General features: G+C 73.3%; 19 protein-coding genes and 4 tRNA genes. 12 read left to right on the top strand and 11 right to left on the bottom strand.

Going from position 1 to position 20,956, the window contains the following annotated elements:
* Positions 1-193: 193 nt before the first annotated feature.
* The gene (locus MUU72_RS20415) at positions 194-1,675 is read left to right on the top strand and encodes a N,N-dimethylformamidase beta subunit family domain-containing protein (protein ID WP_248014765.1); all 1,482 of its coding nucleotides are present in this window, start codon (positions 194-196) and stop codon (positions 1,673-1,675) included.
* A gap of 28 nt (positions 1,676-1,703) precedes the next feature.
* Here the strand turns inward: MUU72_RS20415 and MUU72_RS20410 are convergent, their stop codons facing one another.
* The gene (locus MUU72_RS20410) at positions 1,704-2,612 is read right to left on the bottom strand and encodes a LysR family transcriptional regulator (protein ID WP_248014764.1); all 909 of its coding nucleotides are present in this window, start codon (positions 2,610-2,612) and stop codon (positions 1,704-1,706) included.
* Between the two features lie 101 nt (positions 2,613-2,713).
* Here MUU72_RS20410 and MUU72_RS20405 point away from each other — a divergent pair, with 101 nt between their 5' ends.
* Complete coding sequence (locus MUU72_RS20405) at positions 2,714-3,949, top strand: MFS transporter (RefSeq protein ID WP_248014763.1); 1,236 nt, start codon at positions 2,714-2,716, stop codon at positions 3,947-3,949.
* 88 nt (positions 3,950-4,037) lie between these two features.
* Positions 4,038-4,937: a phosphoribosylaminoimidazolesuccinocarboxamide synthase gene (locus tag MUU72_RS20400; RefSeq protein WP_248014762.1), complete on the top strand. Its 900-nt coding sequence runs from the start codon at positions 4,038-4,040 to the stop codon at positions 4,935-4,937.
* Between the two features lie 47 nt (positions 4,938-4,984).
* On the opposite strand, the gene MUU72_RS20395 is transcribed toward MUU72_RS20400, so the two are convergent.
* The 4 genes from MUU72_RS20395 to MUU72_RS20380 all read right to left on the bottom strand — a co-directional run bounded on the left by MUU72_RS20395 (position 4,985) and on the right by MUU72_RS20380 (position 6,117).
* Positions 4,985-5,057, bottom strand: a tRNA-Gly gene (locus tag MUU72_RS20395).
* A 401-nt stretch (positions 5,058-5,458) separates the two neighbouring features.
* A tRNA-Gly gene (locus tag MUU72_RS20390) sits at positions 5,459-5,531 on the bottom strand.
* A 74-nt stretch (positions 5,532-5,605) separates the two neighbouring features.
* Positions 5,606-5,677 (bottom strand) — tRNA-Gly (locus MUU72_RS20385).
* A gap of 119 nt (positions 5,678-5,796) precedes the next feature.
* Positions 5,797-6,117 (bottom strand): histone-like nucleoid-structuring protein Lsr2, encoded by a 321-nt coding sequence (locus MUU72_RS20380; RefSeq protein WP_248014761.1) that lies wholly within the window; start codon positions 6,115-6,117, stop codon positions 5,797-5,799.
* A gap of 300 nt (positions 6,118-6,417) precedes the next feature.
* On the opposite strand from MUU72_RS20380, the gene purS reads away from it, so the two are divergent.
* The 5 genes from purS (at position 6,418) to MUU72_RS20355 (ending at position 11,652) form a co-directional block, all read left to right on the top strand.
* Positions 6,418-6,681 (top strand): phosphoribosylformylglycinamidine synthase subunit PurS, encoded by a 264-nt coding sequence (purS, locus tag MUU72_RS20375; protein ID WP_248014760.1) that lies wholly within the window; start codon positions 6,418-6,420, stop codon positions 6,679-6,681.
* Positions 6,678-7,382 (top strand): phosphoribosylformylglycinamidine synthase subunit PurQ, encoded by a 705-nt coding sequence (gene purQ / locus MUU72_RS20370; RefSeq protein ID WP_248014759.1) that lies wholly within the window; start codon positions 6,678-6,680, stop codon positions 7,380-7,382. The genes purS and purQ overlap by 4 nt, the downstream gene beginning before the upstream one ends.
* Positions 7,379-9,631: a phosphoribosylformylglycinamidine synthase subunit PurL gene (gene purL, locus MUU72_RS20365; protein ID WP_248014758.1), complete on the top strand. Its 2,253-nt coding sequence runs from the start codon at positions 7,379-7,381 to the stop codon at positions 9,629-9,631. The genes purQ and purL overlap by 4 nt, the downstream gene beginning before the upstream one ends.
* A 362-nt stretch (positions 9,632-9,993) precedes the next feature.
* Positions 9,994-10,845, top strand: a complete 852-nt coding sequence (locus MUU72_RS20360) for a M23 family metallopeptidase (RefSeq protein ID WP_248014810.1) — start codon at positions 9,994-9,996, stop codon at positions 10,843-10,845.
* Positions 10,846-10,854: 9 nt separating this feature from the next.
* Complete coding sequence (locus MUU72_RS20355) at positions 10,855-11,652, top strand: maleylpyruvate isomerase family mycothiol-dependent enzyme (protein WP_248014757.1); 798 nt, start codon at positions 10,855-10,857, stop codon at positions 11,650-11,652.
* 53 nt (positions 11,653-11,705) lie between these two features.
* Here MUU72_RS20355 and MUU72_RS20350 read toward each other — a convergent pair whose 3' ends face one another.
* Together MUU72_RS20350 and MUU72_RS35910 are read right to left on the bottom strand one after the other, a co-directional pair.
* A complete protein-coding gene (locus MUU72_RS20350; RefSeq protein ID WP_248014756.1) occupies positions 11,706-13,184 on the bottom strand; it encodes a sulfatase family protein in 1,479 nt (492 codons plus the stop codon).
* Positions 13,185-13,400: 216 nt separating this feature from the next.
* Positions 13,401-13,526: a putative leader peptide gene (locus MUU72_RS35910; protein WP_372503229.1), complete on the bottom strand. Its 126-nt coding sequence runs from the start codon at positions 13,524-13,526 to the stop codon at positions 13,401-13,403.
* A gap of 127 nt (positions 13,527-13,653) precedes the next feature.
* Here MUU72_RS35910 and purF point away from each other — a divergent pair, with 127 nt between their 5' ends.
* Together purF and purM are read left to right on the top strand one after the other, a co-directional pair.
* Positions 13,654-15,213 (top strand): amidophosphoribosyltransferase, encoded by a 1,560-nt coding sequence (gene purF, locus MUU72_RS20345; RefSeq protein ID WP_248014755.1) that lies wholly within the window; start codon positions 13,654-13,656, stop codon positions 15,211-15,213.
* A gap of 35 nt (positions 15,214-15,248) precedes the next feature.
* Positions 15,249-16,319: a phosphoribosylformylglycinamidine cyclo-ligase gene (gene purM / locus MUU72_RS20340; RefSeq protein ID WP_248014754.1), complete on the top strand. Its 1,071-nt coding sequence runs from the start codon at positions 15,249-15,251 to the stop codon at positions 16,317-16,319.
* Between the two features lie 125 nt (positions 16,320-16,444).
* Here purM and MUU72_RS20335 read toward each other — a convergent pair whose 3' ends face one another.
* Together MUU72_RS20335 and MUU72_RS20330 are read right to left on the bottom strand one after the other, a co-directional pair.
* On the bottom strand, positions 16,445-16,687 hold the full coding sequence (locus tag MUU72_RS20335; protein ID WP_248014753.1) for a DUF3073 domain-containing protein: 243 nt from the start codon (positions 16,685-16,687) through the stop codon (positions 16,445-16,447).
* 316 nt (positions 16,688-17,003) lie between these two features.
* Entirely contained in the window at positions 17,004-18,122 is a 1,119-nt protein-coding gene (locus MUU72_RS20330) for a Leu/Phe/Val dehydrogenase (RefSeq protein WP_248014752.1), read from the bottom strand.
* Positions 18,123-18,313: 191 nt separating this feature from the next.
* On the opposite strand from MUU72_RS20330, the gene MUU72_RS20325 reads away from it, so the two are divergent.
* The gene (locus MUU72_RS20325; RefSeq protein WP_248014751.1) at positions 18,314-19,150 is read left to right on the top strand and encodes a DUF8083 family protein; all 837 of its coding nucleotides are present in this window, start codon (positions 18,314-18,316) and stop codon (positions 19,148-19,150) included.
* 499 nt (positions 19,151-19,649) lie between these two features.
* Complete coding sequence (gene bldC / locus MUU72_RS20320; RefSeq protein WP_003980577.1) at positions 19,650-19,856, top strand: developmental transcriptional regulator BldC; 207 nt, start codon at positions 19,650-19,652, stop codon at positions 19,854-19,856.
* Positions 19,857-20,389: 533 nt separating this feature from the next.
* Here the strand turns inward: bldC and MUU72_RS20315 are convergent.
* Together MUU72_RS20315 and MUU72_RS20310 are read right to left on the bottom strand one after the other, a co-directional pair.
* A complete protein-coding gene (locus MUU72_RS20315; protein WP_248014750.1) occupies positions 20,390-20,626 on the bottom strand; it encodes a DUF6274 family protein in 237 nt (78 codons plus the stop codon).
* 234 nt (positions 20,627-20,860) lie between these two features.
* Positions 20,861-20,935 (bottom strand) — tRNA-Asp (locus MUU72_RS20310).
* Between the last annotated feature and the right edge of the window lie 21 nt (positions 20,936-20,956).

The following is a 20,956-nucleotide window of genomic DNA, read 5'->3' as shown; positions in this document are numbered from 1 at the left end:
GGCGCCCGGCGTGCGGTGCCCGGCGCCCGGCCCGGCCGGACCGGCTGAATGTTCCCTTCCAGTTCGTGCTTCGGGGCAAGGGCACCTAAATTCACGACGAAGGGTGACGAAGTGAGTGCGTAATGTGATGTGCTGGGGGGTGGGTAAGGCCCGGTCGGCCGCGGCCATGGGGGACGCGGGAGGGGAGTGGAAGGTGGCGACGGAACAGATCAGGCGCTGGGAGTCGGGTGCCCTCGCCCACGCGGTCACGGACCCGTTCGGCCAGGGCCCGCTGCCCTGGCTGCGCGGCAGCGAGACCTACTTCGACTCCGGCCGGATCATCCCGTGGTACGTCGACCCGGCGGTCGCCCACGGCGATCTGCGGCTGCCCGCGCCGCGGAAGCACAACGGCCCGCGCACCGCCGACGACGTCCACCGCCAGATCAAGGGCTTCGCCGTCCCCGGCGCGGTGGCCCCCGGGGAGGCCATCGACTTCCGGGTCTCGGTCGATCCCCCGCAGCCGTTCAGCATCGACGTCTACCGCATCGGCCACTACGCCGGCACCGGCGCCGCCAAGATCACCACCAGCCCGCGCCTGGCCGGCATCGTCCAGCCGGCCCCGCTGCTGGTCGGCCGCACCGTCTCCTGCCACCACTGGTGGCTCTCCTGGCGCCTCCAGGTCCCCACCTACTGGCGGCTGGGCGCCTACGTCGCCGTCCTGACCACCGCCGACGGCCGCTACCGCTCCCACATCCCCTTCACCGTCCGCGACGACGAGCCCGCCGACCTGCTCCTGCTGCTCCCCGACATCACCTGGCAGGCGTACAACCTCTACCCCGAGGACGGCCGCACCGGCGCCAGCCTCTACCACGCCTGGGACGAGAAGGGCGCCCTCCTCGGCGAGCAGGACGCCGCCACCACCGTCTCCTTCGACCGCCCCTACGCCGGCGCCGGCCTGCCCCTCCACGTCGGCCACGCCTACGACTTCATCCGCTGGGCCGAGCGCTACGGCTACGACCTCGCCTACGCCGCCGCCCGCGACCTGCACGCCGGCCGGGTCGACGCCACCCGCTACCGCGGCCTGGTCTTCCCCGGCCACGACGAGTACTGGTCGGTGCCCATGCGCCGTACGGCCGAGGCCGCCCGGGACGCCGGCACCTCCCTGGTCTTCCTCTCCGCCAACACCATGTACTGGCAGGTCGAGCTGGCCCCCTCGCCGGCCGGCCCCGATGCCCTGCTCAGCTGCCGCAAACGCCAGGGCCCCGGCCGCCCCGCCCTCTGGCGCGAGCTGGGCCAACCCGAGCAGCGCCTGATGGGCATCCAGTACGCCGGCCGGGTCCCCGAACCCGCCCCCCTGATCGTCCGCAACGCCGGCCACTGGCTGTGGGAGGCCACCGGCGCCCACGAGGGCGACGAACTGCCCGGACTGGTCGCCGGCGAGGCCGACCGCTACTTCCCGCGCACCAGCCTCCCCGAGCACACCCGCCGCATCCTGCTCGCGCACTCCCCGTACCGCGACGGCGAGGGCGCCCGCCGCCACCAGGAGACCTCGCTGTACCGCGCGCCCAGCGGCGCCCTGGTCTTCTCCTCCGGCACCTTCGCCTGGTCCCCGGCCCTGGACCGCCCCGGCCACGTCGACCAGCGCGTCCAGCGCGCCACCGCCAACCTCCTCGACCGCATCTGCAAGCGCGACTGACCGCCCGCCCCCGGGGCCGCCGGGCCGGTCACCGCGCCGCGTACGCCCCCAGCTCCCGCGCCAGCGCCACCGTCAGCGCCCGGAAGATCCGCACCTCCGGGTGCGGGTCCCCGGCCCGCGTCGCCAGCACGCTCTGCGCCGGCGGCGCGTCCAGCACCGGCACGAACACCGCGCCCGGCCAGGGGTAGTAGCGGGCGAAGGACTTCAGCCCGGAGCCCGCCCCGCGCCCCGCCGCCACGCTCGTCAGCACGTCCTGCGGGGTCAGCGCGCAGTCCGGCCCGCGCCGCTCGCCGTCCTGGAAGTACAGGTAGTCCACGAACGGCCGCGGGGTGCGCGCGGGCAGCCGCAGGTACGGCAGGTCGATCACGTCCGCCAGCCGCGCCCCCTGCCGGGCCGCGTCCGCCAGCGGCGAGCGCGCGGAGACCGCCACGATCCGCTGCTCGGTGGTCAGCACGTCCACCTCGATGCCCTCGGCGCGCACCAGCGGCCGGACGAACGCCGCGTCCACCCGGTCCTCGCGCAGCGCGCTCAGGTGCTCGGTGAAGTCCAGCTGGACCAGCCGCAGCGGGACGCCGGGCCGGGCCCGCCGGAAGGCGTTCACCGCGGCCGGCGTCACCTCCGCCGACCCGTGGCCCATCACCCCCACCCGCAGCCCGCGCCGCGGCGCCGGCCGGCCCGCGGCCGCCTCGGTCACGTCCGCCACCGCCGCCTCGGCGGCCGCCAGCAGCGTCCGGGCGTGCGCCGCCAGCCGCTGCCCGGCCGCGGTCGGCACCACCGGCCCCCGCCCGCGGTCCAGCAGCCGGGTGCCGAACTCCCGCTCCAGCTGCTGGACGTGCTGGGTGACCGCGGCGGGGGAGCGGAACAGCCGCGCCGCGGCCCGGCCGAAGTGCCGCTCCTCGACCACCGCCAGGAACGATGACAGCCGGCGCAGGTCCATGGCCGCCACGATAGGCCGCCCCCGGCCGCGCCGACCGGCGCCGTTCACGTTTCCTGAACGCCCGCTGCGCACCCGCCCGCCCGCGCCGTACAACGTCCGGCATGCCTGTGACACCGACCCGCCCGCACCGGCCCGGCGCCGCCGCGGCGGCCGCACCGCCCGCACCCCGCCACTGGCTCCGCGCCGGCTGGCTGATGACCGCCTCCGGCTGGAGCGCCAACCAGTTCTCCTCCCTGCTCGGCGCCTACCGCACCGCCCTCGGCCTGACCCCCGCCACCACCACCGCGCTGTTCGCCGTCTACGTCGTCGGCCTGATCCCCGGGCTCCTGCTGGGCGGCCCGCTCGCCGACCGCCTCGGCCGCCGCCGGATCGCCCGCGCCGCCCTGGCCGTCTCGGCCGCGGCGACCGGCCTGCTGATGGCGGGCCCGGCCGCGCCCGCGCTGCTGTGGCCCGGCCGCTTCCTGACCGGCGCCGGCGCGGGCGCCCTGCTCACCGCCGGCAGCGTCTGGATCAAGGAGCTGTCCACCCCGCCGCACGGCGCCGCCCCCACCCCCGGCGCCGCCGCCCGCCGCTCCGGCCTCTTCCTCTCCGCCGGCTTCGCCACCGGGGGCCTGGCCGCGTCCCTGATAGCCCAGTGGGCCCCGCACCCGATGGTGCTGGCGTACGTCCCGCACCTGGTGCTCTCCGCGGCCGCCGCGCTGCTCGCCGCCCGCGCCCCGGAGACCGCCCCGCCCCGGGCCCCGGACGCCGCCCCGGCCGCGGCCGCCCCGGCGTACCGCACCCCGTTCCGCCGCCTGGTCCTCCCGGTGGCCCCCTGGGTCTTCGCCGCCCCCGCGCTCGCCTTCGCCGTGCTCCCAGCCCTGGTCGCCCCCCGCGTGCCCGGCTGGCAGACCCTCTACGCCGGGATCGTCACCGCCGTCACGCCCGGCGCCGGCCTCCTCACCGCCCCGCTCGCCCGCCGCCTGAGCGCCCGGCACCGCCTGGCCACCGCCGCCGCCGGCCTGCCGGTGACCGCCGCGGGCCTGCTGACCGGTGCCCTCGCCGCGGCCCGCACCGACCCCGCCCTGGCCCTGCTCGCCGCCGCCCTGCTCGGCGCCGGCTACGGCCTGTGCGTGGCCCACGGCCTGACCGAGGTCGCCGCGCTGGCGCCCCCGCACCTCCTGGCCCGCCTCACCGCCCGCTTCTGGGCCGTGTGCTACCTGGGCTTCGCCACCCCCTACGCGGTCACCCTGCTCAGCGGCGTGTGGTCCCCGCCGGCGGTCCTGGCCGGCCTCGCCGCCCTGGCCCTGCTCACCCTCGCCGCCGTCGCCCGCCCCGGAGCCCGCGCCTCCGCCTGACGGCCGCTGCGCCGACCCTGCGGCGGAGCCCCCGTTCCGCATACGGGAGAATCACCCCGACTCCTGGATCAACCTACGCGGAGGCAGCGTGTCCGGATTCGTAGAAAAGCCCGAGCCCGTGCAGGTCCCGGGGCTCACCCACCTGCACACCGGCAAGGTCCGCGACCTCTACCGGAACGCCGGCGGCGACCTGGTCATGGTCGCCAGCGACCGCCTGTCGGCCTACGACTGGGTGCTCCCCACCGAGATCCCCGACAAGGGCCGGGTCCTGACCCAGCTGTCCCTGTGGTGGTTCGACCAGCTCGCCGACCTGGCCCCGCACCACGTGCTGTCCACCGACGTCCCCGTGGGCGCCCCCGCCGACTGGGCCGGCCGCACCCTGGTCTGCCGCTCGCTCGCCATGGTCCCGGTGGAGTGCGTGGCCCGCGGCTACCTCACCGGCTCCGGCCTCGCCGAGTACCGGCAGTCCCGCACGGTCTGCGGACTGGCGCTGCCCGAGGGCCTGACCGACGGCTCCGAACTCCCCGCGCCGATCTTCACCCCGGCCACCAAGGCCGCCGTCGGCGACCACGACGAGAACGTCTCCTACGAGGAGGTCGCCCGGCAGATCGGCGCCGACACCGCCGCCCGGCTTCGCCAGCTGACCCTCGCCGTCTACTCCCGGGCCCGCGACATCGCCCGCGAGCGCGGCCTGATCCTCGCCGACACCAAGTTCGAGTTCGGCTTCGACGGGGACCGGCTCGTGCTGGCCGACGAGGTCCTCACGCCGGACTCCTCGCGCTTCTGGCCCGCCGACCGGTGGCGGCCCGGCAGCGCCCAGCCGTCCTTCGACAAGCAGTTCGTCCGCGACTGGCTGACCTCGCCCGCCGCCGGCTGGGACCGCACCGGCGCACTGCCGCCGCCGGCCCTCCCGCAGGAGGTCGTCGAGCGCACCCGCGAAAAGTACGTGGAGGCGTACGAGCGCCTCACCGGCCTGCCCTGGTCCTGACGGCACGAAAAAGGCCCCGGTCACGAGGACCGGGGCCTTTGCCTCTGAGCGGACGACGAGGCTCGAACTCGCGACCTCAACCTTGGCAAGGTTGCGCTCTACCAACTGAGCTACGTCCGCATGCTCCGTGCGCGGGCTTCCGTTCCGGTCGCCGCCGCGCGGTGCGAGCCCTACTATAGCCAACTTCCCGGCGCCGGACGCACGCCCGGCGCCGACGGGCCGTGGCGCGCTTCCGCCCCCGCACCGCCCCGGCCCCCGGCACCCGCCGCCCCGCCGTTTCCGCGGGCGCGCCGCCGCCCGCCCCAATTCCCGCCCCGGTCCGCGCCTTTCGCCCCGCCCGCCGCCCCGGCACCCCGTCGCCCCGTTCCGTCCCGAGCGCCCGGTTCCCGCCCGCCGCCGCCCCGGCAATGTGGCCACCACCACACCCCGCCCGTCGCGGGCTTTATCCCCCGGACCGCTTCCGGGAAGACCCGCGGAAATGACGAAGGCCCCGGTCACGAGGACCGGGGCCTTTATCTCTGAGCGGACGACGAGGCTCGAACTCGCGACCTCAACCTTGGCAAGGTTGCGCTCTACCAACTGAGCTACGTCCGCAGGCATCCACTCGGCTTTCACCCAGTGGCGCGACAGCTACTCTACCTGATCCTTTGGACCGGTTGAACTGTCAGAGCGGGTGACAGGGATTGCACACTGCGCCTCCCCCTTGGAAAGGGGGCGCTCTACTACTGAGCTACACCCGCGTGACTCCTCGGGGCCCGGCCTCTCGGCCTCGCCCCTCGGCGTGCTCCAGACTCTAGCTGATCAGTAGGGGTGCTGTGCAAGTCGGCGGTGCGCGCACCCGCGGGCGCCGGCAAGTCGGTTAGAGGTTGGCCGCGTTGAAGGCTTCGTAGACCTTCTTGGGGATGCGGCCCCGGGGCGGGACGTCCATCTGGTGCGAGCGGGCCCAGGCGCGGACGGCCGCCGGGTCGGGGGTCACCGCGGTCCGGTGGAAGGTCTTGCCGGAGCGGGCCCGCTTGCGGCCGGCCTCGACGTACGGAGCGAGGGCGCCGCGCAGTTTCTTCGCATTGGCGGGATTGAGGTCGATCTCGTACGACTTCCCGTCCAAACCGAAGATGACCGTCTCTGCGGCTTCTCCTCCGTCGATGTCATCGGAGAGCGTCACTACTACGCGCTGCGCCACGGATATCGGTCCTTTCGTGGAGCAACCCCTTGTTGACATGGGGTGATGCTCCGGATCCGGCTGATTGGGATCAATGCTTTTTCATTTGTACAGCGATGGGCATTGCATTGTGAAGCCCATTTAATTTCGTCCGCGTGTCCTGCCGCAATCCGGCCCCCCGTTCTTTTCGGAGATTTTTCCTGCCGGGCATGGGTGCCGATACCTGCCCGTGATCGGGCGCACTGTATATCTATGCGCGTAGATTTTCGAACACGGTACTGTGAGGTCACCGCCTTACGCACCACACCACCGGGAGTGCCAGTGGCACGCGTCGTAGTCGACGTCATGCTCAAGCCGGAGATCCTCGACCCGCAGGGGCAGGCGGTGCAGCGCGCACTGCCACGCCTGGGCTTCGAGGGGATCGCCGATGTCCGCCAGGGCAAGCGTTTCGAACTTGAGGTGGAGGGTCCGGTCGACGAGGCCGCCCTCGCCCGTATCCATGAGATGGCCGGGACCTTCCTCGCCAACACCGTGATCGAGGACTTCACCGTCCGGGTCGACGAAGCCGTGCGGGCCGAGTCATGACAGCTCGGGTCGGAGTCGTCACCTTCCCCGGCACGCTGGACGACCGCGACACCCAGCGGGCGGTCCGGGCGGCCGGGGCCGAGGCGGTGCCGCTGTGGCACCGCGACAAGGACCTCCACCAGGTCGACGCCGTGGTCCTGCCCGGCGGCTTCTCGTACGGGGACTACCTGCGGGCCGGGGCGATCTCCCGGTTCTCGCCGGTGATGGAGACCGTGCTCGAACAGGCCCGGGCCGGGATGCCGGTGCTGGGCATCTGCAACGGCTTCCAGGTACTCACCGAGACGCACCTGCTGCCGGGCGCCATGCTCCGCAACAATCACCTGCATTTCCTCTGCCGCGACCAGAAGCTGCGGGTGGAGAACGCCGCCACCGCCTGGACCGCCGACTACGCGCCGGGCCAGGAGATCAGCATTCCGCTGAAGAACATCGACGGCCGTTATGTCGCCGACGAGCGGACGCTGGACATGCTGGAGGCCGAGGGCCGGGTGGCCTTCCGCTACGCCACCGCCGGCCCGGCCGCCGACGGGTACGGAAACCCCAACGGCTCGCTCCGCGACATCGCCGGCATCACCAATGAGGCGGGCAATGTCGTCGGCCTGATGCCGCACCCCGAGCACGCCGTCGAGCCGCTGATCGGCACCGGCCGCACCGACGGGCTCGGGTTCTTCACCTCGATCCTGAAGAAGCTGGTGGGCGCATGAGCCTCGACACGGTCAAGCACGCGGCGGACACCCCGGACGCCGACCAGCCCTGGGCCGAACTCGGCCTCAAGGAGGACGAGTACGCGCGGATCCGGGAGATCCTCGGCCGCCGCCCGACCGGCGCCGAGCTCGCCATGTACTCGGTCATGTGGTCCGAGCACTGCTCGTACAAGAGCAGCAAGGTCCACCTGAAGCAGTTCGGCGAGAAGGCCCCCGAGAACGACGCGCTGCTCGTCGGCATCGGCGAGAACGCCGGTGTCGTGGACGTCGGCCAGGGCTACGCGGTCACCTTCAAGGTCGAGTCGCACAACCACCCCTCGTACATCGAGCCCTACCAGGGCGCGGCCACCGGCGTGGGCGGCATCGTCCGCGACATCCTCGCGATGGGTGCCCGCCCGGTCGCGGTGATGGACCCGCTGCGGTTCGGCGCCGCCGACCACCCCGACACCAAGCGGGTGCTGCCCGGCGTCGTCGCGGGCATCGGCGGCTACGGCAACTGCCTGGGCCTGCCCAACATCGGCGGCGAGGTCGTCTTCGACCCCTGCTACCAGGGCAACCCGCTGGTCAACGCGCTCTGCGTCGGCGTGATGAAGCACGAGGACATCCACCTGGCGAAGGCGTCCGGGGCCGGCAACAAGGTCATCCTGTACGGGGCCCGGACCGGCGGCGACGGCATCGGCGGCGTGTCCGTGCTGGCCTCCGAGACGTTCGACGCCGCGGGCAAGCCCGCCAAGCGGCCCGCCGTCCAGGTCGGCGACCCGTTCCAGGAGAAGCTGCTCATCGAGTGCACCCTGGAGATCTTCCGGGAGAAGCTGGTCGCCGGTATCCAGGACCTCGGCGGTGCCGGGCTGTCCTGCGCCACCAGCGAGCTGGCCAGCGCCGGTTCCGGCGGTATGCGGGTCGAGCTGGACACCGTTCCGCTGCGCGACTCCTCGCTCTCGCCCGAGGAGATCCTCATGAGCGAGTCGCAGGAGCGGATGTGCGCGATCGTCGAGCCGGACAAGGTCGGCCGCTTCCTGGAGATCTGCGAGAAGTGGGACGTCATCGCCACCGTCATCGGTGAGGTGACCGACGGCTCGCGGCTGGAGATCTTCTGGCACGGCGAGCAGATCGTCGACGTCCCGCCGCGCTCGGTCGCCCACGAGGGCCCGACGTACCACCGTCCGTACGCCCGCCCGGAGTGGCAGGACGCCCTCCAGGCCGACGACCCGGCGAAGCTGCCCCGCCCGGCGGACGCGGCGGAGCTGCGCGCCCAGGTGCTGCGGCTGGCCGGCTCGCCCAACCAGGCGTCCAAGGCGTGGATCACCGACCAGTACGACCGCTTCGTGCAGGGCAACACCGTGCTCGCGCAGCCGGAGGACTCCGGCATGGTGCGGATCGACGAGGAGACCAACCTCGGGGTCGCGGTCGCCACGGACGGCAACGGCCGGTACGCCAAGCTCGACCCGTACACGGGCGCGCAGCTGGCGCTGGCCGAGGCGTACCGCAATGTCGCCGCCACCGGCGCGAAGCCGCTCGCGGTCTCCGACTGCCTGAACTTCGGCTCGCCGGAGGACCCGGCGGTGATGTGGCAGTTCGCCGAGGCCACCCGCGGTCTGGCCGACGCCTGCCAGGTGCTGGGCACGCCGGTGACCGGCGGCAACGTCTCCCTCTACAACCAGACCGGCGACACGGCGATCCACCCGACCCCGGTGGTCGCGGTGCTCGGCGTCATCGACGACGTCACCCGCCGCACGCCGATGGCGTTCGCGGAGGAGGGCCAGCTGCTCTACCTCCTCGGGGACACCCGCGAGGAGCTGGGCGGTTCGGCCTGGTCGCAGGTGGTCCACGACCACCTCGGCGGGCTGCCGCCGCGGGTCGACCTGGAGCGGGAGCGGCTGCTCGCCGAGATCCTGATCTCCGCGTCCCGCGACGGCATGATCGACGCCGCGCACGACCTGTCCGACGGCGGCCTGGTCCAGGCGCTGGTGGAGTCCTGCCTGCGCGGCGGCAAGGGCGCCCGGCTGGTCGTCCCGGACGCGCTGGACCCGTTCGTCTTCCTCTTCTCGGAGTCGGCGGGCCGGGCGGTCGTCGCGGTCCCGCGCAGCGAGGAGCTCCGCTTCACCGACATGTGCGGTGCGCGGGGGCTGCCGGCCACCCGGATCGGCGTCGTGGACGGCGACGAGCTGGTGGTCCAGGGGCAGTTCGGCATCCCGCTGGACGAGCTGCGGACGGCGCACGAGACCACCCTTCCGGGGCTGGTCGGCTAGGTACGGCCCGGCCCGCCGCGGCCGGCAGCACGACGGCCCGCCAGGAGCGCCTGGCGGGCCGTCGTGCTGTTCCGCGCCCTCCGGCCGGTGCGCAGCTCCCCTTTGGTTGCTCGTAATTACGTAACTACGTAATCTGGTGGGGCGGATCCTGAGCGGCGGGGGCGGCGGGGTGCCCCCGGACCGGCGACCGGCCGGACGCCGCCGGGCCGCCGACCACCGCCGGGCGCCGGCGCCCGGCCGACCACAGGGGGACCGCCATGCCGTCCACGTCCACACCGCCGACCGGCGCGCCGCCCGGGCGCCCGTCCGCCGCGCGGTCCGCCGCGCTGCGCCGGGCCGCCGACGCCGCCGGCCGGCTCGGCATGCTGGTCTTCCTCGCGATGGTGGTGGGGAGCCACTTCGCCGCCATCCCGTACTGGCTGACGTGGGTGCCGTTCGCCCTCTCGGTGGCCGTCACCGCCCTGGCCAACGGGCGGCGGGGCACCGGCGCCGGGGGCGCGCCCGGCGCCCGGCCGCTCGCGGTGGCGCCCCCGGTGACCGGCCGCTGGAAGGCCCTGAACAGCCCCGCGGACCGGATCCCCAGCCACGGCACCCGGGCCTACGGCCAGACCTACGCCATCGACCTGGTGGCCGAACCGGAGCCGGGCGCCCGGCCGGCCTTCGGCTGGTGGCCGGTCGCCCGCCGCAGCGAGGACTTCCCGGCCTTCGGGATGCCGCTGACCGCCGTCGCCGACGCCACCGTCGTCCGCGCCGACGACCGCCAGCGCGACCACCTCAGCCGCACGTCCTGGCTCGCGCTCGGCTACCTGTTCCTGGCCGAGGGCCTGGTCCGCACCCTGGGCGGCGCCCGCCGGATGATCGGCAACCACGTCGTCCTCGACCTCGGCGGCGGCACGTACGCGCTCTACGCCCACGTCCGGCGCGGGTCGCTGGCCGTGCGGCCCGGCGACCGGGTGCGCGCCGGGCAGGTGCTCGGCGCCTGCGGCAACTCCGGCAACAGCACCGAACCGCACGTCCACTTCCAGCTGATGACCACCGGCGACCCGAACACCGCCGACGGCCTCCCGTTCACCTGGCACGGCATCGGCGTCCCGCGCAACGGCGAGGTCTTCGAGGCCGGCCCGGCCCACGCCGCCCCGCCGCACACCGGCCCGGCCCACGCCGCCCCGGCCGGCCCGGGGGATCCGCGGCCGGATGTCAGTGGCGCCGCCTAGGCTGGCCGCATGTCTCCCGCCCCGCGTTCGCCGCGCGCCCGCCGGTACGACCCGGTCACGACCCGCGCCGCCGTCACGGCCCAGTACGCACAGGTCCGCCGGACCGTCGGCGCCCTGACGCCCGCGCAGTTGGCGCTGCCCACCCGGCTCGGCGACTGGACGGTGCGCGAGCTGGCCGCCCACCTGTCGATGGCGGTCGGCAGCGTGGCGCGCGCCCTGCGGCTGCCGGCCCCGGCGCAGCCGGAGGTCTCCCTGGCGGCCTGGGCGCCGGCCGCCGCGCAGTACGCCGCCGGGATCGACGAGCACGTCCGCGCGCTCGCGGCGGCCGGCGACCCGGTCGAGCTGCTGGAGCGCACCGCCGGGGAGTTCGCCCAAGCGCTGGAGGGCGAGCCCGACGACCGGGTCCTCGCGTGCCGGCCCGGCGCCATGCTGCTCGGCGACTATCTGGTCACCCGCTGCGTCGAACTCACCGTCCACACCGACGACCTGGCCGACGCCCTGGGCCAGGAGATCCCCTTCGACCGGCACGCGCTGGCCACCACCGTCCGGCTGCTCGCCGACGCCCTGGCCGCCAAGGCGCCCGGCGGCTCGGTCGAGGTCCGGGTCCCGCCGTTCGCCGTGGTGCAGTGCGTCGAGGGCCCCCGGCACACCCGCGGTACGCCCCCGAACGTCGTCGAGACCGACCCGCTCACCTGGATACGCCTGGCCACCGGCCGTACGGACTGGGCGGCGGCGGTGGCCGCGGCGGCGGTCGGCGCCAGCGGCGAACGGGCCGACCTCGCCGGCCTGCTGCCCGTCATGAGCTGACACCGCCGCCGCGGCCGGGCGCTCCCCCGGGGCGCCCGCCCGCGGCCGGCCGGTCAGCCCTGCGGGTAGGGCAGCAGCGTCCGGTCCACCGCCTCCCAGGCCGCCCGCAGCCGGGCCAGCAGCTCCTTCTCGTGGCCCGCCCGGTCGGCCTGCTCCCGCGGATCGGCGGTGAGGTGGAAGAGCTGGTCGCGCCCGTCGCGGCCGCGGTAGTACTTCCACTCCCCGCGGCGCAGCGCCCGTTCCCCGCGCACCCGCCAGAAGAGGTCCCGCTCGGCCGGCCGCTCCCCGCGCAGCAGGTAGCCGGCCAGGCTCGTCCCGTCCAGCGGGTAGCGGCGGTCCGGGCGGGCGCCCGCGAGCTCCAGCAGGGTGGCGGTCCAGTCCGGGGTGACGACCGGCTCGTGGCTGACCTGCCCGGCGTCGATCCGGGCCGGCCAGCGGACGAGCGTGGGCACCCGGATCCCGCCCTCCTGGAGCGACGCCTTCCCGCCCGACAGCGGCCAGTTGTACGACCAGCGCTCCCCGCCGTTGTCGCTGGCGAAGAAGACGAAGGTGTCCTCCTCCTGCCCGGAGCGGCGCAGCGCGGCCAGCACCTCGCCGACCGAGCGGTCCAGGTCCTCGACCATCTGCCGGTACTTCTCCAGCGAGCCGCCGTCCTCGTGGAAGAGCGCCCGCCGGTCTCCCGCCCTGATCCGGCGGACGATCTCGGCGCTCTCGGCGGTGTCGCCGTCCGCGATCCACGGCCAGTGCGGTGTCGTGTAGTTGAGGTTCAGCAGCCAGGGCCGGTCCTTGTCCCGCCCGGCCGCGGTGACGTGGTCCACCGCCCGCTCGGTGAGGATCCGGGTGTAGTAGCGCAGGTCCTTGTACTCCGCGTCGCCCTCGTAGAGGTCGTACTCGCCGGCCAGCCCGAGCTTGGAGTAGTACTCCAGCGCGCCGCCGAAGTTGCCGAAGAAGGTGTCCCAGCCGGACTTGGTGGGGCTGTGGTCCGGCAGGTAGCCGCAGTGCCACTTGCCGATCAGCGCGGTGGCGTAGCCGGCGTCCCGCAGCAGGGAGGCGAGCGTGGGGTGGCCCGGCTCCAGTCCCACGCCCCGGTCGGCGATCGGCTCGGCCAGCCCGCCCCTGGTGCGGCCCGGGTAGCGGCCGGTGTAGAGCGAGAAGCGGGTGGGGGAGCAGGTCGCGGACCCCGAGTAGCCCTGGGTGAAGCGGACGCCCTGCCGGGCCAGCCGGTCCAGGTGCGGCGTCCTGATCCCGGACGCGCCGTACGACGACAGGTCGGCCCAGCCCAGGTCGTCGCCGAGGATGAACAGGATGTTGGGGCGCCGGGAGCGCCGCCCGGGGGTTGCCCGGAAGGGGCGCTCGGCGGGCTGCGGCGGAGCGGCGGCCGCGGCGGCCGGGGCAGCCGCCAGGGCGCCGAGGCCGCCCGCGGCGGCGGCCGCGCCCGCGAGCCCGCCGAAGGCGCGCCGGGACAGGGCGGGAGCGGCGGCGGGCACCGGGCGGGAAGGGGTGGCGGGGCGGGCAGGGTCGGCGGAGGTCATCGTCGCGGCTCTCCAGGGAGTCGGTGCGGGAGCGTGCGGCGGCGCGCCGGCACCCGGGGACGGCGGGGGGCGGGCAGGCGTCGCGAATGTCACACCGGCCGGGCCGGCACGGATCCGGCATACGGCGCGGATCCGCCGGAAAAGCCCTGGCGGGTGTGCGGAGGGAAACGGGAGCGTGCAGCTCGGCGGCGGCGCGGTGGCGCCCGGCCGCCCGGGTCAGCCGCGGCGACAGACGGCGCTGGCCAGCCGACCGAGGTCGACGTGGCGGCGGCGCACCAGGCGCGGCGCGCGGTGGGGCGCCCGGTGGCACGCCAGGCGCGCCAAGGGCTGCGGGGTCTGCATGGGCAGGAATCCTGGCCGTGCGGCCGTGGGCACGTCAAGCACGCTTAACGCGCCGTTCATGCACTCCTCCAGCCGCCCTGCCATCCCCGGTTCGGATGAATCCGCGACCTGCCCTAGACTCTGGGACGTGCCACGTGGTGACGGACGACTCAACCACGACCTGCTCCCCGGTGAGAAGGGCCCCCAGGACGCCTGCGGCGTCTTCGGAGTCTGGGCCCCGGGAGAAGAGGTCGCCAAACTCACCTACTTCGGGCTGTACGCGCTGCAGCACCGTGGACAGGAGTCCGCGGGCATCGCGGTGAGCAACGGCTCCCAAATCCTCGTCTTCAAGGACATGGGCCTGGTTTCCCAGGTCTTCGACGAAACCTCCCTCAGCTCCCTCCAGGGCCATATCGCCGTGGGCCACGCCCGCTACTCCACCACCGGTGCCTCGGTGTGGGAGAACGCCCAGCCGACGTTCCGCGCCACCGCGCACGGTTCGATCGCGCTCGGCCACAACGGCAATCTGGTCAACACCGCCGAACTGGCCGAGATGGTCGCCGCGCTGCCCCGCGAGGGCGGCCGGGCCACCCAGGTCGCGGCGACCAACGACACCGACCTGGTCACCGCCCTGCTGGCCGGCCAGGTCGACGAGGACGGCAAGCCGCTGACCGTCGAGGAGGCCGCGCCCCGCGTCCTGCCGAAGGTCAAGGGCGCCTTCTCGCTCTGCTTCATGGACGAGCACACGCTCTACGCCGCCCGCGACCCGCAGGGCATCCGCCCGCTGGTCCTGGGCCGCCTGGAGCGCGGCTGGGTGGTGGCCTCCGAGACCGCCGCCCTGGACATCGTCGGCGCCAGCTTCATCCGGGAGATCGAGCCCGGTGAGCTGATCGCCGTCGACGAGGACGGCCTGCGCAGCTCCCGCTTCGCCGAGGCCCGCCCCAAGGGCTGCGTCTTCGAGTACGTCTACCTCGCCCGCCCCGACACCGACATCGCGGGCCGCAACGTCTACCTCTCCCGGGTGGAGATGGGCCGCAAGCTGGCCGCCGAGGCGCCCGCCGACGCGGACCTGGTGATAGCGACCCCGGAGTCCGGCACCCCGGCCGCGGTCGGCTACGCCGAGGCCAGCGGCATCCCCTACGGTTCCGGCCTGGTCAAGAACTCCTACGTGGGCCGGACCTTCATCCAGCCCTCGCAGACCATCCGCCAGCTCGGCATCCGCCTCAAGCTCAACCCGCTCAAGGAAGTCATCCGCGGCAAGCGCCTGGTGGTCGTCGACGACTCGATCGTCCGCGGCAACACCCAGCGCGCCCTGGTCCGGATGCTGCGCGAGGCCGGCGCCGCCGAGGTCCACATCCGGATCTCGTCCCCGCCGATCAAGTGGCCGTGCTTCTTCGGCATCGACTTCGCCACCCGCGCGGAGCTGATCGCCAACGGGCTGAGCGTCGAGGAGATCGGTACGTCGCTGGGCGCCGATTCGCTGGCGTACATCTCCATCGACGGCATGATCGAGGCGACCGCCATCGACAAGCCGAAGCTGTGCCGCGCCTGCTTCGACGGCGAGTACCCGATGGAGCTGCCGGACCCCGAGCTGCTGGGCAAGCACCTCCTGGAGTCCGAGACCAAGGCCCCGGCCACGTCCGACGTGGACGGCCTCCGGACGCTCACCGTGGGGGTCGGCGGCGCCGACGCGCTGCGTCGCCCGTAGAGCTCGTCACACCACCCGAACGAAAGTTATCGGCCATGTCCGCTGAATCAACCGGTGCCAGCTACGCGAGCGCGGGTGTCGACATCGAAGCCGGCGACCGCGCCGTGGACCTCATGAAGAAGTGGGTGGCCAAGGCCACCCGCCCGGAGGTCGTCGGCGGGCTTGGCGGTTTCGCCGGCCTCTTCGACGCCTCCGCGCTCAAGCGCTACGAGCGTCCGCTGCTGGCCTCGGCCACCGACGGTGTCGGCACCAAGGTCGACATCGCCCGCAAGATGGGCGTCTACGACACCATCGGCCACGACCTGGTCGCCATGGTCGTCGACGACCTGGTGGTCTGCGGCGCCGAGCCGCTGTTCATGACCGACTACATCTGCGTCGGCAAGGTCTACCCGGAGCGGGTCGCCGCGATCGTCAAGGGCATCGCCGAGGGCTGTGTGCTGGCCGGCTGCGCGCTGGTCGGCGGCGAGACCGCCGAGCACCCGGGGCTGCTGGGCCCGGACGAGTTCGACGTGGCCGGCGCCGGCACCGGCGTGGTCGAGGCCGACCGCGTGCTGGGCGCGGAGCGCATCCGTACGGGCGACGCGGTGATCGCGATGGCGTCCTCCGGACTCCACTCGAACGGGTACTCCCTGGTCCGCCACGTCCTCTTCGACCGGGCCGGCCTCTCCCTGGAGCAGGAGGTCCCCGAGCTCGGCCGCACCCTCGGCGAGGAGCTGCTGGAGCCCACCAAGATCTACTCGCTGGACTGCCTGGCGCTGACCCGCACCTGCGAGGTGCACGCCTTCTCGCACATCACCGGCGGCGGCCTGGCCAGCAACCTCGCCCGGGTGATCCCGGACGGCCTGCACGCCACCGTGGACCGCGCCACCTGGGCGCCGGGCGCGATCTTCGACCTGGTCGGCTCCGCCGGCTCGGTGGAGCGGCTGGAGCTGGAGAAGACCCTGAACATGGGCGTCGGCATGATCGCCGTCGTCCCCCAGGAGTCGGTGGACGTCGCCCTGGCCACCCTGGCCGACCGCGGCGTGGACGCCTGGGTCAGCGGGGAGATCGTCGAGCGCGGCGATCACGCCGAGGCAGTGGCCCTGACCGGTGAGTACGCGAGCTGACACGGCCGCCGCGCGGGGCCGCCGGGCCGGCGGCCCCGGTCCCGCGCGCAGCAGAGAACCCGGTCCGGGGGATTCCCTGGACCGGGTCCGTGATGGTGTTATGAGTCCCGTGGCCGCGCAGAGCGTCAGGCGCGACGACGCTGGGAGGAGTGGCCCTCTTCCTCGTCGTCCTCGCTGTTGTACCGTTCTGCGTACCGCGCGTACGGGTCGTCGTCCTCGTCATCCTCGAACGGCTCGCGGTTCGGAGGCTGCTGGTTCGACTGCGATGCAAGCTCTTCGGCCAGTCGTGAGAGATCTGTCCCACCGCTGCTGTACTTCAGCTGGCGGGCGACCTTTGTCTGCTTGGCCTTGGCCCGGCCGCGCCCCATGGGTCGACCCCCTCAATGACGGGGCTCGGTGGCCCCAGAGTCTTGACACGCGTTCATGATTCAGAGCGGGCTCTCGACGGAGAGACCGGCCCGTAGGGCTTTAACGGTACCTGCTTCCGCGGCCATACGGTACGTCGCCCGCATCACCCACCGCTCGGCACGACCGGCACGGTGCCCCGTCCACGCTGGTCAACTGCGATTTTAACCTGTCCCGTACGGCGACCCGCCGACGGGTGGTGAGGGATGTCTCCCCAACCGCCCGCGGCGGGCCGCACAAGGGTGTGTTTCCGGCCACGTGGCCGGGGTCCGGACCGGGTCAGCCGCGACGGGCCTCCGCCATCCGCGCCTCGGCGATCCGGTCGGCCGCGGCGGCCGGCGGAATCCCGTCCGCCTTCGCACGAGCGAATATCGCCAGCGTGGTGTCGAAGATCTTCGCGGCCTTGGCCTGGCACCGGTCGAAGTCGAAGCCGTGCAGTTCGTCGGCCACCTGGATGACGCCGCCGGCGTTCACGACGTAGTCCGGCGCGTAGAGGATGCCGCGGTCGGAGAGGTCCTTCTCCACACCCGGGTGCGCGAGCTGGTTGTTGGCCGCGCCGCACACCACCTTCGCGGTCAGCACCGGCACCGTCTCGTCGTTCAGCGCGCCGCCCAGCGCGCAGGGCGCGTAGATGTCCAGGCCCTCGGTGCGGATCAGCGCGCCGGTGTCGGCGACCGCGGTCACCTGGGGGTGGCGGGCCAGGATCCGCTCCACCGAGGCGCCGCGGACGTCGGTGATCACGACCTCGGCGCCGTCCTTGAGCAGGTGCTCGACGAGGTGGTGCCCCACCTTGCCGACGCCCGCGATGCCGACCCGGCGGCCGCGCAGCGTGGGGTCGCCCCACAGGTGCTGCGCGGAGGCCCGCATGCCCTGGAAGACGCCGTAGGCGGTCAGCACGGAGGAGTCGCCGGCGCCGCCGTTCTCGGGGGAGCGGCCGGTGGTCCACTCGTTGGTCCGGGCGATCACGTCCATGTCGGCGACGTAGGTGCCGACGTCGCAGGCGGTCACGTAGCGGCCGCCGAGCGAGGCCACGAACCGGCCGTAGGCGAGCAGCAGTTCCTCGGTCTTGATCAGCTCGGGGTCACCGATGATCACGGCCTTGCCGCCGCCGTGGTCCAGCCCGGCCAGCGCGTTCTTGTACGACATGCCGCGCGCGAGGTTGAGGGCGTCCAGCACGGCCTCGTCCTCGGAGGCGTACGGGTGGAAGCGGGTGCCGCCGAGGGCGGGGCCCAGGGCGGTGCTGTGGATGGCGATCACGGCCTTCAGGCCGCTGGCCCGGTCCTGGCAGAGGACGACTTGCTCGTGGCCGCCCGCTTCCGTGCGGAACAGGGTCTGCAGGACGCCGCCGGAGGCGTCCGCAGGGGCAGGACGTACGTCGGTCACGGTGGTGACTCCCATAGTCGCGGAGGACGCCCTCCTGTGGGTGGGGAGGGCCGGTTGAGATGAGCGTAAGTCCTCACGGCCCCGTTGATCGGTCAGGTCCGGGGGATCACCCTCTCCCGGGGGACGGGCATGGGACGATCTGCCGTATCCGGGCCGGGCGGGGGTAGGCAACTCCGGGCGGTGGACTTTTCCTTGAAGGAGCGGGCGTGGCCTTGGCATCGTCGGTGCGGGTCCCGTATGTGGCGTATCTGCGGGTCTACGAGCCGCTGGCAGCGTTCCCGGAGCCGGAGCGCTCCTACTGGGCGCGCTACGCCGAACGGGACGGCACCCCCACGGCCGTGGACGAGCAGCGCCGGGCGCTGGCCGATCTGCTGCCGACCCCGCCGGTGCCGGTCCCGGTCCACGAGAGCGGTGACGCCTTCGTCGCCGTGGTGGACGGCGTCACCTGCATCTGCCCCTGGCGGACCCGGCTGCGCGGCTGGCAGGCGCTGGCCGCCCTGGAGGAGCTGCTGCCGGCCTCCGTCCTGGACGCCGCGCTGCCCCCGGTGGTGCGGCGGCAGGCGGCCACCGACTACGAGCGGTGGCGCGAGCGCAACCCGGACGCCCGCCCCTGGATCCGCGCCGCCACCTGGCACGTGCCGGTCCGCTGGTTCGTCCTCTTCGACGACGCCGAGCGGGAGTACACCAAGGGTGAGGACGCGCCCGCGCTGCGTTACCGGACGCCGATGGTGCAGGCGCGCCGGCGGGTCGCCCGCGGGCTGCGGACGCTCCGGGACGCCCTGGAGGAGGGGCCGCTGATCGACGGCCTGGTAGATGTGGGGCGCTGGCTCGAAGAATTCCACCCGCGCTCACTCGTGGAGCTGGACTACGGAGGGCTGGTGCACGCGGTACCCGAGGGGCAGCTCGCCGAGGACCGCTCCGTCGCCGAGGTGGCGGAGGGGCTGGCGGCGCTGCGCGAGGGGGACGGCGAGCGGGCCGGGGCCGCGTACGAGAAGCTCTCGCAGCGGTGGCGCCGGGTGCGCGAACGCCAGTTCTCCAGCTGAACACCGGGCCGCCGGCGCCCTGTTGCCGGTGTGGTGGGACCTGACGGGACGTTCGGGACGTAGGTCCCGATCCGGGCTATTACCTCAAGCGTGACCTAAAGCACTGACTTCGGGTCTTGCTCTCAAGGTGCACCCTCGTGCCAAAATAGGACAAGGAGTCTGACTTTGGCTCCTTCCGTCCAACTAAGGGCGGATAGATCGGTATTGCGCTCCTTGAGGGGTCTCGTGGCGGGTGGTCGTGTTGTGACTGATCGTCACGGGGGTGTGACTGTCCGCTATGGCCCGGTCCATCGGCATCCGCCGAGGTTGAACACCTGAGAGGGCAATTCCATCGGTTTGGCCGACGTGGCTGGACAGATGGTGTAGTTGTAGTGCCGAGGACAAGCCGTTCGTCCTATAACCGACTCGGCCCGCGTCCGCCATTTCGGGCAACGCGGGTCAAGGTGCAGAATTTAGAGGAAAGAACCGTGATGGTTCGGTTCTCCCGAGGAGGCCGCTCATGACCGCTCGCACCCCTGACGCCGAGCCGCTGCTTACCCCCGCCGAGGTCGCCACGATGTTCCGCGTGGACCCGAAGACGGTGACCCGCTGGGCCAAGGCAGGCAAGCTCACGTCCATCCGCACGCTCGGAGGGCACCGGCGTTACCGCGAGGCTGAGGTCCGCGCACTGCTCGCGGGCATCCCGCAGCAGCGCAGCGAGTCCTGAATAACCGCATAACCAGGCTGTTTTCGGGCCCCCCAACCCGGAAACGCCAGTTTTTTGCTCCACAGGCTCCACCCGCTCCACACGCTCCACAGAGCTCATAACGACGCGGCGCCTGCCCCAACAGGCCCCATGCCCGCTCCATCCGGGTACGTCATCGATCGCGCTGGACTCCGCCGGGTCCGGCGCGATCTCTTTTGTGTGCGGCCGCTCCCGGGCCGCGCGGACCCCTCGGGGCGCCCTGGCGTCGGTCGGCTCCGGCAGGCGCGCCAGCGGCGCTCCAGGGGCCCTGGAGGGCCTCGCCGGACCGGACCTGGCGGTCTCGTTTCGGCGCTTCGGAGGGGTGGTGCAATTGCACATATTAAATGGACCTGTTGTAGGCGGGTGGTAAGTTCCCCATCCCGCGGAACTTGTTCGGTGACTCCCGTCACACGGCAGGGTTCTTGAACCCCTATAGCCGCTGGGGTATAGCGCCTTTCCGCCGATTTCTCCGTACCGGCCTGTCACCGCGCGACCGGCGGCGCAGGCGGCCTTGGTCACCGTGCGGCGGGACTTTCGTCCTCCGCCGGCGGCGCGCAGACGGCCGGGGAGGCGTCCGGGGCGTCCGGGGGTGCGGCGGGCCCGGAGCGGGCGCCGTGCGGCTCCATGGCGAGCCGGAGCAGTTGGTGGCAGACCGGGCAGTGCCGGGTCAGATGGCGGTAGCCGTAGCGGAGCGCCGCCGACAGGTGGGCGCGCAGCAGCGCCCTGGTCTCGTGCCGTACCGCAGCCGCCATCGCCCGCCACCTCCCGGCCCCACGCCTTCTTAGGTGACTACCGGCGGCAGGTGCCGCCGTCAAGACGGCCGCCGCCGCCCCGCCGTACCGTCCGGGGGCTTCGGGCCACCCCGCGCACCCCCCGCGCACCTCCCGTACGCACCCCGGCGCGCGCTCCGGACCGAGGCCGCGGACAACGAGAGCCGCGGACAACGAGAACGGCCCGCACCGGAAACCGGTGCGGGCCGTGAGAGGCGGTCCTGACGGGATTTGAACCCGCGGCCTCCACCTTGACAGGGTGGCGAGCACTCCAAACTGCTCCACAGGACCTTGCGTTGCCTCCCGCTTGCG

Origin of the sequence: Streptomyces rhizoryzae (genome assembly GCF_023155275.1) — a bacterium.
GTDB classification, from domain to species: domain Bacteria; phylum Actinomycetota; class Actinomycetes; order Streptomycetales; family Streptomycetaceae; genus Streptomyces; species Streptomyces rhizoryzae.
This window is presented reverse-complemented; position numbering and strand designations above follow the sequence as displayed.